The following is a 16,761-nucleotide window of genomic DNA, read 5'->3' on the forward strand; positions in this document are numbered from 1 at the left end:
CGGCAAGTAACATAGCAATACCCCAAATTTCAGGGGCATTTTTTTAAAATCAGATCATATTAAAGAGAGAAATTTATGAGCGTAGCGCCTGTAGCGGATGTACTGCATGGCCGAGTCGCGGTGGATAGCGAAGTCACCGTACGCGGCTGGGTACGTACCCGAAGAGATTCAAAAGCTGGTATTTCCTTCGTCGCCGTTTATGACGGTTCCTGCTTTAATCCCGTTCAGGCTGTCGTAAATAATTCTCTGAATAATTATCAGGAAGAAGTACTGCGCCTGACCACTGGCTGCTCTGTCATCATTACCGGGAAAGTCGTCGCCTCTCCTGGTGAAGGTCAGAGCTTTGAAATTCAGGCAACATCGGTTGAAGTCGTGGGTTGGGTTGACGATCCCGATACCTATCCGATGGCGGCTAAACGTCACAGCATTGAATATCTACGTGAAGTCGCGCATTTACGTCCGCGTACCAATTTAATTGGTGCCGTTGCCCGTGTTCGCCATACGCTGGCTCAGGCTTTGCACCGTTTCTTTCATGAAAACGGCTATTTCTGGGTGTCCACGCCGTTAATTACGGCTTCCGACACCGAAGGTGCCGGTGAAATGTTCCGTGTTTCCACGCTGGATATGGAAAACCTGCCGCGTGATGCACAGGGTAAAGTCGATTTTAGTGAAGACTTCTTTGGTAAAGAGGCTTTCCTGACGGTTTCGGGTCAGTTAAACGGCGAGACTTATGCATCAGCGCTATCCAAAGTATATACATTTGGTCCAACGTTCCGTGCTGAAAACTCTAACACCAGTCGACACCTGGCTGAGTTCTGGATGCTGGAACCTGAAGTTGCATTTGCCTCACTGGATGATGTTGCCGCACTCGCAGAAGCAATGCTGAAATATGTTTTCAGGGCCGTACTGGATGAACGCGCTGATGACATGGCCTTTTTTGCCGAGCGTGTGGATAAAGAAGCCATTTCTCGTCTGCAGCGCTTTGTAACCACAGATTTCGCGCAGGTGGATTATACCGACGCTATTGACATTCTTCTGGCATCAGGCCAGGCGTTTGAAAATGATGTTGCATGGGGCATCGATCTTTCCTCCGAGCATGAGCGCTATCTGGCCGAAAAACACTTTAAAGCGCCGGTAGTGGTAAAAAACTATCCCAAAGATATAAAAGCGTTCTACATGCGCCTGAACGATGACGGAAAAACAGTTGCCGCGATGGACGTATTAGCCCCGGGAATCGGTGAAATTATTGGTGGTTCCCAGCGCGAGGAGCGGCTTGATGTGCTTGATGCTCGTCTGGACGAAATGGGACTTAATAAAGAAGACTACTGGTGGTATCGCGACCTTCGCCGTTACGGCACCGTTCCTCATTCTGGATTCGGATTAGGTTTCGAACGGTTAATCGCTTATGTCACTGGCGTACAAAATGTAAGAGATGTTATCCCTTTCCCACGTACACCTCGCAATGCAAGTTTCTAATATTCAGCATTAAGTATAATAAATTCATATATATAGTAAGGCCAGCTCTGCTGGCCTTTTTTTATTTTTGTAAATTTTGAATTGTCTCACAAAGTTCCTTGTTTTTTACATTTAGAAATACAAATTTTCTTTATGAAACAAAGTTGGGATATTTGTAGCACTTTGTGGGTAGATTAAGCGTGCTTTGAATGGAAAGATGCCTTCAGACACAGGAAGACACCAAACTATCTTCATGGTTCTGTAAAGAATTTTTGACGGCAGTGGCAGGTGTCCAATAAACTCCAATGAGGGTAATAATTAAATGATGAAGCGCAACATTCTCGCAGTAGTAATCCCCGCCTTATTAGCTGCCAGTGCAGCAAATGCAGCAGAAATCTATAATAAAGATGGCAACAAACTGGACCTTTATGGTAAAGCCGTAGGCCTGCACTATTTTTCTGATAACGATAGTAACGATGGCGATACATCTTACGTTCGTTTTGGCTTCAAGGGTGAAACACAAATTAATGATCAACTGACCGGTTATGGTCAGTGGGAATACAACATCCAGGCAAACAACTCCGAAGGTTCTGACGCGCAAAACGGTAATAAAACTCGTCTTGGCTTTGCTGGCCTGAAATTTGGTGACGCGGGCTCTCTGGATTATGGTCGTAACTATGGCGTGATCTACGATGCGCTGGCCTGGACCGATATGATGCCAGAATTCGGCGGTGACTCAGCCTATTCCGACGGTTTCCTCGCTGGTCGTTCTACCGGCGTAGCCACTTATCGTAACAGCAATTTCTTTGGTCTGGTTGATGGCTGGGATTTCGCCGTACAGTACCAGGGCAAAAACGATCGTCCGGATATCCGTCGTGCTAATGGTGACGGCTACGCTCTGTCAACCACTTATACCTCTCCAATCGGCGTCGCTATTGTCGGTGCTTATGGCGAATCTGACCGTACCGATCTTCAGAATGCGCCAACTGCTCTGGGCCATGGTGATAAAGCACAAAGCTGGGCAACCGCGCTGAAATATGACGCAAACAATATTTATCTGGCTGCTATGTACGGTGAAACCCGTAACGCAACGCCAATTTCTGGCACCATTAACACTGCCGAGGTTAACGGCTTTGCCAATAAAGCACAAAACTTCGAAGTAGTTGCTCAGTATCAGTTCGACTTCGGCTTACGTCCGTCACTGGGATACGTACAGTCTAAAGGTAAAGAGATTGAGGGCGTTGGCGATGCTGACCTGATCAAATATATCGATATTGGCGCAACCTACTACTTCAACAAAAACATGTCTACTTATGTTGATTATCAGATCAACCAGTTGAATGACAACAACCCTCTGGGTCTGAACACCGACGACACCGTTGCGGTTGGTTTGGTTTACCAGTTCTAATTGCGCATTCTGAAGGTGAATTAACGCTTTCTATTCGCTGAATAAGGCAGGACTTCGGTCCTGCTTTTTCTTTTATGCACAGCGATATTTTTCTTATTTTCTTTTTATCGCAAACGGTTGGCATTTACGCCTTCTGGCGTTAACCTGAGACTTCATTTCGCTTTAAATTACGCTTATGGACCTCTCCTATGTTTGAAAACATTGCAGCTGCACCCGCCGATCCTATTCTTGGTTTAGCCGATCTTTTCCGCGCCGATGACCGCCCTACTAAAATTAATCTCGGGATTGGCGTCTATAAAGATGAAACAGGCAAAACGCCAGTGTTAACCAGTGTGAAAAAAGCAGAACAATTCTTGCTGGAAAATGAAACCACCAAAAACTATCTAAGCATTGATGGTCTTGCCGATTTCGCCAGTTGTACTCAGGTTCTGCTCTTTGGTAAAGATAACGCGATCATCGCCGATAAACGCGCCCGCACTGCACAAACGCCAGGAGGTACCGGTGCCTTACGTGTGGCTGCTGATTTTCTTGCCACCCAAACGCCGGTTAAGCGCGTGTGGGTAAGCAATCCGAGCTGGCCAAACCATAAGAACGTCTTTGCATCAGCCGGATTGGAAGTCTGCGAATATCAGTATTATGACGCAATCAATCATCGACTGGACTTCGATGGCATGGTTGCCAGCCTACAAGCAGCAAAAGCAGGTGATGTCGTCCTGTTCCACGGATGCTGCCATAACCCAACGGGTATTGACCCAACGGCAGAACAATGGGCGAAGTTGGCAGAACTCGCCCTGGCAGGCGGATGGCTCCCGCTGTTCGACTTTGCATATCAGGGCTTCGCACGGGGTCTTGAAGAGGACGCGGAAGGCCTGCGCATCTTTGCTGCAAAACATAAAGAATTGATTGTAGCCAGCTCTTATTCTAAAAATTTTGGTTTATATAATGAACGTGTAGGCGCATTTACTCTGGTCGCGGCACAAGCTCGCGAGGCCGACACCGCTTTTAGCCAGGTGAAAGCGACGATCCGCGCTAACTACTCTAATCCACCGGCACATGGCGCCGCCGTTGTTGCAACTATTCTTGGTAACGATGCACTTCGTGCTATCTGGGAACAGGAACTTACCGATATGCGTCAGCGTATCCACCGTATGCGTCAACTTTTCGTCAATACGCTGCAGGAGAAAGGGGCAAACCGCGATTTCAGCTTTATTATTAACCAAAATGGTATGTTCTCATTCAGTGGGTTAACCAAAGATCAGGTTATTCGCTTGCGTGAAGAGTTCGCGGTTTATGCGGTTAATTCAGGCCGTGTGAATGTCGCCGGCATGACGCCAGATAATATGGCACCGCTGTGCGAAGCGATCGTCGCAGTTCTGTAAGGCACAGAGATCGTGACAGGGAAAATGGGCCCTAATCAAGGGCCTATTTTTTATTGCAGAAACGGGTTAGAAATCCGCTCATGGCCTAACGTTGACATCGGTCCATGACCAGGAATAAAAGTCACATCATCCCCTAACGGCAGCAGTTTATTCGTAATGGATTGTATCAGCGCTTGATGATTGCCCTGAGGGAAATCGCTACGTCCCACACCACCGTTGAAAATGACGTCCCCGGAGATTAACAGACGTCCTGGCTTGTCGTAAAAGACGATATGGCCCGGCGTATGCCCTGGGCAGTGTAATACATCTAGCGTAATATTCCCCACCAGCACCCTGTCGCCCTCTTCCAGCCAGCGATCCGGCGTTAACGGACGACATTCAGCCAGACCAAACATTCGGCTTTGTGCAGGTAAACCATCCAGCCAGAAGGTATCCAGCTTATGCGGACCAATGACTTGCACACCATAGTGTGCAGCTAATTCTGCCGCAGCTCCTACATGGTCAAGATGCCCATGCGTGAGCAGAATTTGCGTGATCTGGACACCTTGCTGGTTAACTGCATCAATGATTTTCGCCGCGTCACCGCCGGGATCAACAATCGCCGCCTGGCGGGTGTCTGCACACCAAATAAGTGAACAATTCTGGGCAAACGCCGTCACCGGAATAATTTGATAATCCATACCTCTCCATTACCGACAAAACTGCATTGTCAGGTTTTACTACCCTACCAGGTTCTAACCGGGCCGGTATCAATATGCACAAAGTTACTGCTGGGGTAGTATCCTACACCACCAGCCCGCATTTTTAATGCAGCTTTGCGAACATTGCTCAGAGAGATGCCTTCAATGTGGAAATCCATTGCCTGTCCTAGCGTATGGTAGCTGTGCTTTGCGACGCCCTTACTGTGTGATCGTAGTTTATTGTTGGTCACCAGCGAACGGTAGCCAGAAACTAACTGTACGGGTTTACGTGTATCCAGCATGGCCTGCAGGCGATATAACTGATCAAACAACGAAGGATCGATACTTTTAATCTTATTTGCCCGGTAATCGCGAAAAAAATGATTCAGACGCGCCAATTCATCCTTGTCATAGCTTTTCCCATTGAAAAACTCAGTTTTGAGGCTTTCACCGGTATGGAGGTTATTAAGGGTGAGAACGCGCGGACGTGAAGTGGATAATGATGCTAAAGCCTTACTCGGAAGTAATGCAACGCCAAGCGCCGCGCCGCCTAACGCCAGCCACTTACGACGATATGGATCAAATGTATTCATGAATTGCGATTACCTGCAGAAAAATAAAAAAATGTGCAAAAAGTACACAAAACCGAACCTTAACGCCCAGATCAGCATTCGTCATCCCGTCGAACAGAAAAGTAGCGCAGGATCCCATTTCAGCGCGTTTTTTCAGGATCGGTGTTAAGAAGGCCGCTGTGCAACAGCGGCTGTATTTTCAACAACTAAAGCAACAGTTGCCCTGCGCGCGCCAGCACCTGAGCGCCGGATCGGGCCGTTTCATCATAATTGTAAATATCTGTTCTGAACTGGGGTTTGCCGTCATCAGCAACCCATGCCGTCAGGTAATAGAGATTGACAGGGATACGATGCCGAATAGACACGTACTGGGTATTCCCTTCTTTGAGCTTGCCGGAAATTCGCGTGTCATTCCAGCCAGCGTCCTGCAACAGTAAATTTGCAAGGTCTGACGCTTTATTTACCCTGACACAGCCAGAACTTAACGCCCGAATATCCCTCTGAAAAAGGCCATGATTTGGCGTATCGTGAAGATAAATCGCATCAGAGCTAGGCATATTAAACTTGTAACGCCCCAACGAGTTGGTCGCCCCCGGAGCCTGGCGTAGGCGATACGGGAATGAAGATGCAGAAACCATGCTCCAGTCAATCATTGAAGGATCGATAACGCTGGCATCACTACTCCATCCTGACAACATCGTGTAGCCATGTTTATACAGATAAGAAGGGTCCTGTTTTACTTTCGGAATAATATCGCGCCGTACCAGAGAGGTCGGAACATTCCACGGCGGATTCAGCACGACATTATTCAGCGCACTACGCATCAGTGGCGTTTTACGATCCGGGCGTCCGACAATAACCCTTGAGGATAAAATTTCATTACCATTAGCATAATAGACCAGCGAATAATTAGGGATATTCACCATGATGCCATTATGCATATCATCCGGCAGCAAACGAAGACGCTGAATATTCAATGCCAGCAATGATGCACGAATCTGAGGCGAAACATTCAGCCACTCACGTGTTCTTACCCCAATAGCACCGTCGCTTTCCAGTCCTTGCCACTGCTGGAAACGCTTCACACCCTCAACCAAATCTTGAGTGTAAATATTATCGCCCACACTGCTTTCTACCGCTGGCGAGGCTTCTACGTTACCGGCACTGGCTGGCGTATCTGCCGCCAGATCGTTGGTATCAGTTGCCGATGGTGCAACCACCGTATTTTCGGGTTGCGGGCTGTCGATACCATCCTGGACAGATTTATGAACAATGCTGCTGTCCGAAAGCATACCTGTACGCTGCAAAATCTCTCGCAGTGCCGGGACATCCTGGCTGAGTTGCCCCGGACGTAACGTCTGTTTATCCATGAGCTGAGGCCAGGGATGGTTATCCGCAAGCATCGTTTTTAGTGCCTCGTGCATACGCGAATATTGCGGGTGCTGTGGCGCTAGAGTGAGTACAAAGTTGCGTAAGCCACTGGAGACCGCGGCGGACTGCCACTGGTTAATGACAGAAACCGGCGGCAGCCCCATTTTATAAGGCACATTACTGTAGAGCCAGCTTTCCCCCTGTGTCGGTACGCTGGAGACAAACTGTAGATAGCCGAGCATGGCGTCTGACAGCACAATATCCCGCGCCATACCGCTGATTTCGGGATTAGTTAACTCTTTGATCCACTGCGTAAATTGAGGCTGAACACCGGAAATTGCGACCTCAGCTAACTGCTGCTGAAATTGCTGAACGGCGTCCCGATCCTGCCACATTGGCTGCATATTATGCGCCGCATACAGCGAGGCAAGGGATCCCAGGTAAAAAGGTTTACTACCCGTCGGCATCGTAGCAACTATTTTCGACTGACTCTGAGCGACAGTCATCTTACTACCAGCTATCGCTGAGGCTGAAGTTGGGGTTGAGTTGAGTGCAGCATCTGCGCTGTACGCATGAGTGAAACTGAGTGCAATGCAACACCCCAGAACCACTTTTTTTAACGACATAAAATGAGCCAGCAACATCCTTTGCCCCCTGTTAACTGTAATACCGACATTTCTCGTCGAACCATTCATCATTGTTGTAAGTATAGGAACGAAAACGGCATTTGCGTGGATTAACGCAAATGCCGTTAAGTAGATTAATACCTGAACGAATGTTTTACTATATCTGTGCAGATGATTTTCCGTTTTCCAGACCCGGTAGGTTTGCCGCGTCTGATGATACGTGGCCCGGAGCAGGATCGGCAGAGAAGCCTCTCAGCCCAACAACATGCACATGCTCGGTGTTTTGGAAAACCTTACGTACGAGTTTATACGTCGTTCCTTTCTCCGGACTAATATTTTCCGGCGCTGCAATAATTAACTGCATTTCAAGCCGGTCACAAAGCTCAAATAAGGTTGCAATGGATTTTGCATCAAGACGCGCCGCTTCATCGAGGAACAGCAGGCGACAAGGCGAAATATCCTTACCACGCAAACGACGAGATTCCTCTTCCCAACTTTGTACCACCATCACCAGAATCGACATCCCGGTCCCAATCGCTTCACCCGTTGATAACGCGCCACTCTCTGCACGTAACCAGCCGTCGGACCCTCGGTTAACCTCAACTTCCATTTCAAGGTAATTGCGGTAATCCAGAAGCTCTTCACCGATGGTCTGCGGCGTTCGCTGCCCCATATCAATGTGTGGGTTCAGGCGTTGATACAGCTTGGCCAGTGCTTCAGAGAAGGTCAGGCGATTACTGTTAAACAGATCCTGATGCTGCTCATGTTGTTCAGAAAGCACATCCAGTAGGACAGAGTGTGCCTCACGCACATTGACGTTCAGACGCACGCTGCGCACCTGACCAAAGCTGACGCTTTGCAAGCCCTGGTTCAACTGACGAATACGGTTCTGTTCACGCTGAATGGTTTTACGAATAATATTCGATGCACTACGAGTGCTGATCGCCAGCATCTGTTCGCGTGCAGTGAGCTCTTCGGTCAGGCGATTAAGCTCAATTTCCATCTGCTCAATCGCTTCCACAGGATCGTCTGTGCGGATGATATCCTGGCGAATACGCTCACGCAGGTGCTGATAGACCGCAATAAAAAACTGAATCTTACGCTCAGGCCGTTTAGGGTCTTCCGACATGCGTAAAACATCACGCAGATGTTCATTATCCGCCACCGCCAGACGCAGCGCCCCCAACGCCTTATCCGACATTGAGCGCAGTTCATCTCCACCCATATATGCCAGTTCACGCCGGTGCAAACGACGCTCGACACCGTTGTCTTTCACCATACGCATCACCGCGCACCAGCCCGCTTTCGCTGTTACGACCTGCTCACGATTCTGATGATAATCGCGTTCCAGCCGGCGTAATTTCTTCTGAAGCGCATCCATCTCCGCTTCACAGAACGTCAGCTGTTTTTCCAGTTGATTACGGCGGGCACGGTTATTACTCAGCGCGCTGTATAATTCGTCACGGCGAATACGTGCCCGCTCTTCGGCGGAAGCATCAGCCTGCACGCCGATATCCAGCATTTCCTGATTCAGCTCTTTCAGCATATCTCGCTTCGCATCATACGAGCTTTTCAGAGAAGCCAGCACCTGCGAATATTGCGTCAGCTGAACCTGATGCTGCCGCAGGCGATCGCGTGCACGGGCACGCTCCGCTTCTGCCTGCTCAAGGCGCTGGCGCAGTTTCTCGTTAAGATCGCTGGTGCCGGTTAGCATGCCGGCAGAATCAACATAGCTGAAGTGGGCACGACGCTGCGTCACTTCAGTCAATGCAAAGGCTTGCTGTCGGGCATCACGTTGTGTCTGTTGCGCTTGCTGATAATCTGCCTTCAGCTGCTCATGCTGCTCGGGATCGCTTTGCAGTACTGAGACTATAGGCTCCAGCCGCGCCAGGTTATTACCCTGCTGCTGGATAAAGCGCGACGCTTCCTGGGACTCCTCCAGCCGCTCGCGAATTTCCTCACAGCGGTCCGGTAACGTTTCATCATTCAGCAACGTGACGCGCGGCAGTAACCGGTTTAATTGCGCGACACCCTCTTTCGCCATCTCAAACTGGTGGCGCTGCTGCTGATTCTCACTTTCATGGCTGGTTAATCCACGCTCAATCTCGGTGCGACGCGTATTAAGCTGGCGGATCTGCACTTCAGGATCGCTTTCGAAAGCAACCGCAAGGTGACTGCCAATAAAACGACTAAAGGATTGATGTAAACGCTGGGTTTTCTGCACATCGAATGACAGCGTGGCATAAGTTTCAGCCAGCTGCTCACGCTCGACATGCAATAACTCAAGCTGGTTTTCACGCGCTGCCCGACCAAACAGCGGGATTTTTGGGAAACGCGAGTAGCGCCACTGACGTTCAGCAACCTTAACCACCACCGCTTTTTCAAGCTCTTCCACACTAAAGACGCTGTCATCAAAGGATTGCGGATCCCCTTCAATCAGATAAAGGTCTTCAGGGCACTCATCCAGTCCATCCAGCTGTTCACGTACCAGCGACAGATCCGGCACCACAATCGCATGCCGGGACGGGCCATAAAGCGCCGAGAAGTAAGGTGCGTCATCAATGGTGACATCATCATAAATTTCGGACAGCAAGACGCCGCCGAAACGTTCGGCCAGGGTATTCAGCCTTGCGTCTTCCGCACCGCCAGGCTGACTCAGGCGCTCGATCTGTTTTTCAATATCACGTTTACGCGCCGCAATCTCATCTCGTTCTACCGTACTTTCACGTTCGCGTTCCAGCAACTGCTGCATAAACTCGGTGACCTGCTGGCTACTTTCCAGCGGCTGCCCGGTCTGCTCACTTAGCTGCGTCAGGATTTCCTGAGCCGCGAGCCAGTGCGGCGCACGAGCGGTCAGAGTGTTGACGCGTTCGCGGATCTGATCGAGTTCCTGACGCATCAGCATCCGACGTTCACCCGCATCAGAAACAGTTTGTGTAAGTTGCTCAATCTGTGCCTCCAGCTCCCGCTGGAGGGACTCAAGCTCACTGGCGTCATACTGCTGGCCCTGGCGCTTGCAGAATTCATTGAGTAAACGCTCTGCTTCTTGCTGCTCACGGAGGCGCTGCTCCATTTCGCTAAGGCGCATGCGCAGTGACTGAAGTTGCTCAGCATGATGACGCTGATTTGCCGCATCACGCAGCAGCTCACGGCCCGTTTGCCAGGCCTCACTGCGGCTGACCGGACCGGCAATTTTATTCACCAATTCAAACGCCTGCTCAAACTGGCTGTGCGCAGCCTGCGCCACGCTCATTTTTTGTTCAAGCATCAGCAACTTATCTGTCGCTTCCTGCTCTTTCGCCTGGAACGTTTCCAGCCACTCGTCTACGTTATCAATGGAGAGTTCAGGGAGGTTACAGAGAGATTGCGCACGTTGTAAGGCCTGCAACGCCTGCTGATACTGAATCGCGCGGGTTTGCTGCACGTCAAGTGCCTGCTGATAATCCGCAAGTTGGCTCTTCAGCTCATCGACTTCCAGCTCCGCCGCTTCTGCCCGGGCTTCGTTCTCTTCCTGTACGTCACGGGCTTCACCAACGACTTCATTCTGTTCTTCCAGACGATAAGTCAGCTCATCGAGGTCGGATTCATAGCGCTCGATTTTTTCCTGCTGCCGCATCGCGGTCTGCACCAGATTGAGATGATCGCTGGCACCTTGATAATCGGTTTCCAGGTCGCTCTCCGCGCCATTATGCTCGGCCAGTTCCCGTGCCATCTCAATATGGCGGAACTGTTCCGATGCCAGCTGTTTACGGCTGGTAAACAGATCGCTACGCAGCAGCAATGCGCCATCCAGATGAATACGCCGCTCGTTGGCATGACGCATATAATCGGCAGCAACATAGCTGGTCGCTTCAGAGATCAGATGCTTAAACAGATCGCGATCGGACTGCGTGACACGAATCGCTTCAAGCGTCATGCGATTTTCCCGCAGCGCCGCCTCCATATCCTGAAACGCTTTGCGAACACCGCCATTTTCAGGCAACAGGTAATCGCGCAGTGAACGGGTAATCGCACTGGAGATGCCGCCATACAGCGAGGCTTCAATCAAACGGTAATATTTACTGCGATCGCCAGCAGAGCGCAAACGGCGCGCCACAATCCCCAAATCAAACATCAGCGAGTGATAATCGGTGATCGAGTTAAACTGTTTGAATTGCACGCCTTCAATAGCTTCAAGGCGCTCTTTCAGCTCGCTCAATGGTAATACACGGGCCTGACGTTCATTAACCGTTTCAGTCAGAATTTCTGTAGGATTCAGCGACGAGGGCAGACCGTGAATGCTGAACGGTTTGATATCGACTTTCTTATCGCGTCCAGCCACCTGCTGCAGGCGCACCCCAACGATTACCCGCTGATGACGCGAGTTAACCACCTCCAGCGTGGAGTAACAGACGCCGGCACGCAATTTACCGTGCAAGCCTTTATCACGAGAACCTGAAGTCGCTCCGGCTTCTGTGGTGTTACGAAAATGCAGCAGCGTTAAATCAGGAATTAACGCGGTAATAAAGGCCGCCATGGTCGTCGATTTACCGGCACCATTTCCGCCGGAGAGCGTCGTAACCAGCTCGTCCAGGTCAAAGGTGCGTGCAAAAAAACCATTCCAGTTAATCAGCGTCAGCGAGCGAAATTTTCCGCGTTCAATCATTCCTGTTCATCCTCCGGATTGTCTGCCGTATTGCCGTCGGTTTCGGTTTCACCCTCTTCCTGATCCTCACGCGGGGCCGCATCGTTTTCAATCGCCATCGCGTCACCATCACGGATCATGCGCAGCTGCGCTTCACGTGGATCATCACCGCTGCGGACATCGGCCCCGAAGCGGAATACCGACTCGGTAATGCGAAATTTGCTGCTGTCATTACCCATAAACCACACCATGCCAAGACGGCGCAGGCGATTTAAGGATGCGCGCATTTTTTCCTGCAGTTTTTGGCGATCGAGATCAGAACCGGTGGAACGTTGATTGACCAGCTTTAACAACTTACTTTCATCTGCCAGACTCAGTAGTTCATCGTATAGTTCTTGCTGGGTAAAAATTCCCTCATTAGCCAGTCGCTCAGGACTGAGATAGAGGTAGCAAAGAATTTTGCCCACCATCATATCGAGCTCAGAAAGCACCGAGCGAGAGATAAGCGTGGTAGAACGTGGGCGTAAATAGAAGAAACCTTCCGGTGCACGGATCAACTCAACGTTATAACGCGTATAAAACTCTTCCAGATACTCCTGATAATCCATCAGGAAAGCGTGATTATCTAACTCGTCAATGCCAATATGCCTTCCCGCACGAAGCTGACTGTCCAGCGCTGGAAAAATCGGATTTGCCAGGGCCTGCGCCAGCTTAACCGGCATCACTTGTTCAATATTTGTCGATGACATGTGCCTGTACCTTGGCTCCGTAATCATTAATGGCCTGCCACTCTGCTGGCAAGCCTGAGAAATCTGCTTCCGCCACGCCTAAACGCACGGCCTGATCGACAACAATGCGCGCCACGTCAAAATGACGTGCACGCGGATATTGCGCCAGATAATCACGCATCACCATACCCAGATTGAGCGGTTTTTGCTGTGCTTTATAAATCTTCAATGCTTCTTCAATCATGGCTGCAAGCTGTTCGCGAATTTCATTGAATTCTTCGTACTCAAGCTCAGAAGGCAGCTCGCCAGTCACCTCTTCGTTTCGCAGTGCCAGCTCTTCGTCGCGCATATCGAACAGACGGTCAGCGTTCGCATAGGTCAGTGCCCAGGGATGCTCAAAGTAGTTCTGCACTGACAAACGTAAGCGCTGAGCAAAGACACGGTTTTTATCCATATCGATAGCGGTGCGAATAAATTTGTGCACGTGACGATCGTAACCTATCCACAGGTCGATTGCCTGTTGTCCCCAACTGATAATCCGATCCAACTTGTTCTGTAGATCAAATACCAGCTTATCGACAAAGCCCAGATCGGGACTGTTCAGGGTCGCGTCCTGGATACGCAAAAGGTTGGCCTGCAGCTTGTCGCCAGCAGCTTCCAGCGTATCCTGTAGCTCGCGTAGCGTGCCGGAGGTTTCAGAGAGCAGCAATTCACAGCTGGAGATCGCCGCCCGCCAGTCCTGGTTGAGCAACTTAGCGATGTCGTCTTTCACCGCCTGCTGCTGCTCGTCCATGATGCGCTGTGTCATATCAATACTGTCAAAAATTTCGGCTACCGAATATTTGAGCGGGCCAAAAACGTTACGATGCCAGTGGAACTCATCGCCGTCTTCTTCCGCAGCATCCGCCGCCCGCTTTAGTTCCTGCGCCACGATCGACAGCTGCAACGACAGACGTAAGGTTGAAAACTCACGCTGCCGAATATAGTAATCGGTGATGCCAATAGCCAGCGGCGTAAGACGATAAATGGCATGGCCTTCGGTCAGCTCGCTGGTAAAGCGGTTAAGCAGACGCTGCCGTACCATATCATTGATAGCATTATTGGCGCGCACCAGTACGGTTTCGTGGGTCTGCTCAAACGCTTTGCTGACATGGCGAAAGGCATCGATCAATTCGCCTTCGCTCATTTCGCCATCCATACGTTCGCCATTGAGCGTGGCGATGGCCAGCAAAAATGCCAGACGTTCGGTAGGCAGGGAGACGGAAAAATCATTTTTTCGCGCCCAGGCAACCAGTTCCGGTACAGTCTGGGAAAATTCACTCATAGTACGTCCTTCTGAATGGGTTTCCGCGCTGTGACGTGGATATAACGCCCTAAACTTAAGAATGGCTCCTGCCGGCAAAATCGCTTCTCCATTGCCAGTACATCCTCAAATCGTTCGATCTGCTTCTCTTTATCACGCATGTAGTCATGGAATACACGAATACCAGCACGACGCTCAATGATAAAGCCAATTTCGCGTAGCCATGCATAGACCTGATCGGGATCTCGCGGATAATCGGGAGATAAGGTTTTTCTCTTACGCTTGCGCAGGTCAGCCTGTAAATAGCCGAAATTACCTAACGTCAGCGTACGCAGCGTTAAGCCATGCAGATTGTAAAACATCAGGGATAGCACGCCACCCGGCTCCAGCACCTTATACAACGCCGCCAAAACCTCCTGCGGCTGAGCTACCCATTCAAGCACCGCGTGAAACAATACCAGATCGACTGGCTTATCCAAATGTTGACCGACCTGCTGCGCGCTAATTTGTTTAAATTGCATGTTGTTGCTCACACCTTTTTCTTCAGCATGAGTCCTGGCGCGCTGCAGCATCTCCGCTGAAAGGTCGCAAAGCAGTATCTGGTGTCCTTGCTCAGCGAGTTTACTGGCGGTTTGCCCCTCACCACCACCTGCGTCCAGCACGTTCAACGGACGCGGAGGTAGCGTAGTCAATAACGCATCCAATTCTTGCCACAGGATCGCCTGACGAATACGGCCTTTAGTGGTACCGTAAATGTTTTGTGAGAATTTCTCAGCAATATCATCAAAATTGCGATCCTGCATGGGCTTAGCTCCTGAGATTTCGCCGTCAACAAAGCGGCTATTTTGGCATACACTGACGAAGAATGAACCTTTCAGTCATCGCTTCGCTTTTAGATGATGTTTTTTCGGACAAAAGGAGTCCGTTTTCATGCTTTTTACGCTCAAAAAGGTCATTGGTGCAGCGCTGCTCCCCTTGCCTTTTCTACTTATAATTATGGCAATCGCGATTTTTCTGCTCTGGTTCAGCCGTTGGCAGAAAACGGGTAAAATTATACTCTCTTCCGCCTGGTTAATCCTGCTGTTAATCAGCCTGCAGCCCGTGGCGGACCGTCTGCTGCTCCCCCTAGAGGATCGTTACCCCACCTGGAACGGTGGTCAAAAAGTGGATTTTATCGTGGTTCTCGGGGGCGGCTATACCTGGAATCCTGATTGGGCACCCGGCTCAAACCTGATCGGTAATAGTTTGCCCCGATTGGTTGAGGGCGTGCGCCAGTGGCGAGAGAATCCTGGTGCGACATTAATCTTTACAGGGGCACCGGCAAAAAATAATCCGGTGAGCACTGCCGAGGCAGGTTCACGCGTGGCACAGTCATTAGGGGTACCGGCTGGAGCGATTATGACGCTAAATAAACCGCGTGATACCGAACAGGAAGCCTATGAAGTGAAGAAAGCGATCGGCGATCGCCCCTTCTTGCTAGTAACATCAGCCAATCATATGGTTAGAGCGATGCGTTTTTTTCATGATGAGGGACTGAATCCCATTCCTGCTCCGGCGAATCAGTTGGCGATCACCTCACCATTAAACGGGTGGGAAAAAGCGATTCCTGCACCACTCTGGCTTAATCATAGCGATCGTGCCGGGTATGAAACATTAGGCCGTTTATGGCAATGGCTCAAACGCGATGATATTCCCTCACCCCAACCAGGGGAGTAGTGCAGCAGCGGCCACATTGAATCGATGACGGTCAAATTCGCCGGTGTGAACAATTCGGGCGACGGACTCCCACAGGGCATAGAGCCAGCGACGACAAACGAAGGATTCCGCCACCGGCATGCGTTCGAGGTAGCGATTGAGCAGTGCTTCGGGGGCTCCAGCCTCACACAGACGAAATAGATCGTACTCCCGTGGAGCCCACAGCACCATGCCCGGGTTTATCATCGCTAACAGTTGGTCGCTATGGACGTCTTTTAGCATACTTCCCAGTGTTAAATTGCCATGGACCAGCACACACCCGTCATCAAAATCGGTAAACAACAGCGATAATGCGTCACGACTGCGATATAAAATTTGGCGATCGGCGAGCGTTAGATATGGTGGACTCAAATTACTCAACGTTGACCAGAGCACTTCAACACGCTGTTTATACCAGTTTGCCCAGCCATTTTCCTGGGTACTGTCAACGGTGCCAACCAGTCCATGGCTGTCAATACGGTGCCATCCCTGAATTCCCTCGACAATTTGCTCTTGTAACTGCTGCCACCGCTCGGGTGTTCGCGCCGGAGCCTCCACGGAAACGCCGCCTATCCGCTCAATGAGCAGAATTTCATGCCGGGGCTGATGCTGGCTCAACACCATGCCATATACCCCGGGCACTTTTACCGCCCCGTCACGCGCCAGCATCGAGAGCTTACAGGCCTCTTGTGCGGCGATCCCCTGGCTGCGAAAACACTTTGCCATCAACGGCATCGCATTTCCGTTACGGTCATAGAGCGCATAAAGACGGGCAAAAGGCGGCTCGGATATTGGCTCCAGCCGGCTTATCTGTTCACCTAATACCAGCGTTAACTCGGCGCGTAAATGTTCCATATGACCTTCCGTCAGCATCATCATAT

11 protein-coding genes and 1 pseudogene are annotated in these 16,761 nt (G+C 50.4%); 4 read left to right on the top strand and 8 right to left on the bottom strand.

The features are described 5' to 3' along the window. Window positions 1-75 precede the first annotated feature (75 nt). From asnS to J1C60_RS11255, 3 genes are all read left to right on the top strand, one after another. On the top strand, window positions 76-1,476 hold the full coding sequence (gene asnS / locus J1C60_RS11245) for an asparagine--tRNA ligase (RefSeq protein WP_128177638.1): 1,401 nt from the start codon (window positions 76-78) through the stop codon (window positions 1,474-1,476). 301 nt (window positions 1,477-1,777) lie between these two features. Further along, window positions 1,778-2,863 carry a porin OmpF gene (gene ompF, locus J1C60_RS11250; protein ID WP_277925158.1) on the top strand — a complete coding sequence of 362 codons (1,086 nt, stop codon included), beginning with the start codon at window positions 1,778-1,780 and terminating at the stop codon, window positions 2,861-2,863. Window positions 2,864-3,051: 188 nt separating this feature from the next. Then, the gene (locus J1C60_RS11255) at window positions 3,052-4,242 is read left to right on the top strand and encodes an amino acid aminotransferase (RefSeq protein WP_128177640.1); all 1,191 of its coding nucleotides are present in this window, start codon (window positions 3,052-3,054) and stop codon (window positions 4,240-4,242) included. Window positions 4,243-4,292: 50 nt separating this feature from the next. Here the strand turns inward: J1C60_RS11255 and J1C60_RS11260 are convergent, their stop codons facing one another. The 7 genes and pseudogenes from J1C60_RS11260 to cmoM form a co-directional block, all read right to left on the bottom strand. Further along, window positions 4,293-4,922 carry an MBL fold metallo-hydrolase gene (locus J1C60_RS11260; protein WP_128177641.1) on the bottom strand — a complete coding sequence of 210 codons (630 nt, stop codon included), beginning with the start codon at window positions 4,920-4,922 and terminating at the stop codon, window positions 4,293-4,295. A 44-nt stretch (window positions 4,923-4,966) separates the two neighbouring features. Next, complete coding sequence (gene mepK / locus J1C60_RS11265; protein WP_128177642.1) at window positions 4,967-5,515, bottom strand: peptidoglycan L,D-endopeptidase MepK; 549 nt, start codon at window positions 5,513-5,515, stop codon at window positions 4,967-4,969. Between the two features lie 185 nt (window positions 5,516-5,700). Continuing rightward, a pseudogene (ldtD, locus tag J1C60_RS11270) lies at window positions 5,701-7,365 on the bottom strand (L,D-transpeptidase); the annotation flags it as partial. Window positions 7,366-7,648: 283 nt separating this feature from the next. Then, window positions 7,649-12,136, bottom strand: a complete 4,488-nt coding sequence (mukB, locus tag J1C60_RS11275; protein WP_128177644.1) for a chromosome partition protein MukB — start codon at window positions 12,134-12,136, stop codon at window positions 7,649-7,651. After that, the gene (mukE, locus tag J1C60_RS11280; protein ID WP_128177646.1) at window positions 12,133-12,864 is read right to left on the bottom strand and encodes a chromosome partition protein MukE; all 732 of its coding nucleotides are present in this window, start codon (window positions 12,862-12,864) and stop codon (window positions 12,133-12,135) included. The genes mukB and mukE overlap by 4 nt, the downstream gene beginning before the upstream one ends. Next, window positions 12,845-14,167 (bottom strand): chromosome partition protein MukF, encoded by a 1,323-nt coding sequence (mukF, locus tag J1C60_RS11285; RefSeq protein WP_128177648.1) that lies wholly within the window; start codon window positions 14,165-14,167, stop codon window positions 12,845-12,847. The genes mukE and mukF overlap by 20 nt, the downstream gene beginning before the upstream one ends. Continuing rightward, window positions 14,164-14,949, bottom strand: coding sequence for a tRNA uridine 5-oxyacetic acid(34) methyltransferase CmoM (gene cmoM / locus J1C60_RS11290; RefSeq protein WP_128177650.1), 786 nt, complete (start codon window positions 14,947-14,949; stop codon window positions 14,164-14,166). Before cmoM ends, mukF begins: the two co-directional genes overlap by 4 nt. 127 nt (window positions 14,950-15,076) lie before the next feature. Here cmoM and elyC point away from each other — a divergent pair, with 127 nt between their 5' ends. Next, window positions 15,077-15,862: an envelope biogenesis factor ElyC gene (gene elyC, locus J1C60_RS11295; RefSeq protein WP_128177651.1), complete on the top strand. Its 786-nt coding sequence runs from the start codon at window positions 15,077-15,079 to the stop codon at window positions 15,860-15,862. Here the strand turns inward: elyC and J1C60_RS11300 are convergent. Further along, window positions 15,842-16,735, bottom strand: coding sequence for a YcbJ family phosphotransferase (locus J1C60_RS11300; RefSeq protein ID WP_128177995.1), 894 nt, complete (start codon window positions 16,733-16,735; stop codon window positions 15,842-15,844). The two genes, elyC and J1C60_RS11300, sit on opposite strands and share 21 nt — an antisense overlap. Between the last annotated feature and the right edge of the window lie 26 nt (window positions 16,736-16,761).

It is taken from the genome of [Pantoea] beijingensis, assembly GCF_022647505.1.
Lineage (GTDB): Bacteria > Pseudomonadota > Gammaproteobacteria > Enterobacterales > Enterobacteriaceae > Erwinia > Erwinia beijingensis.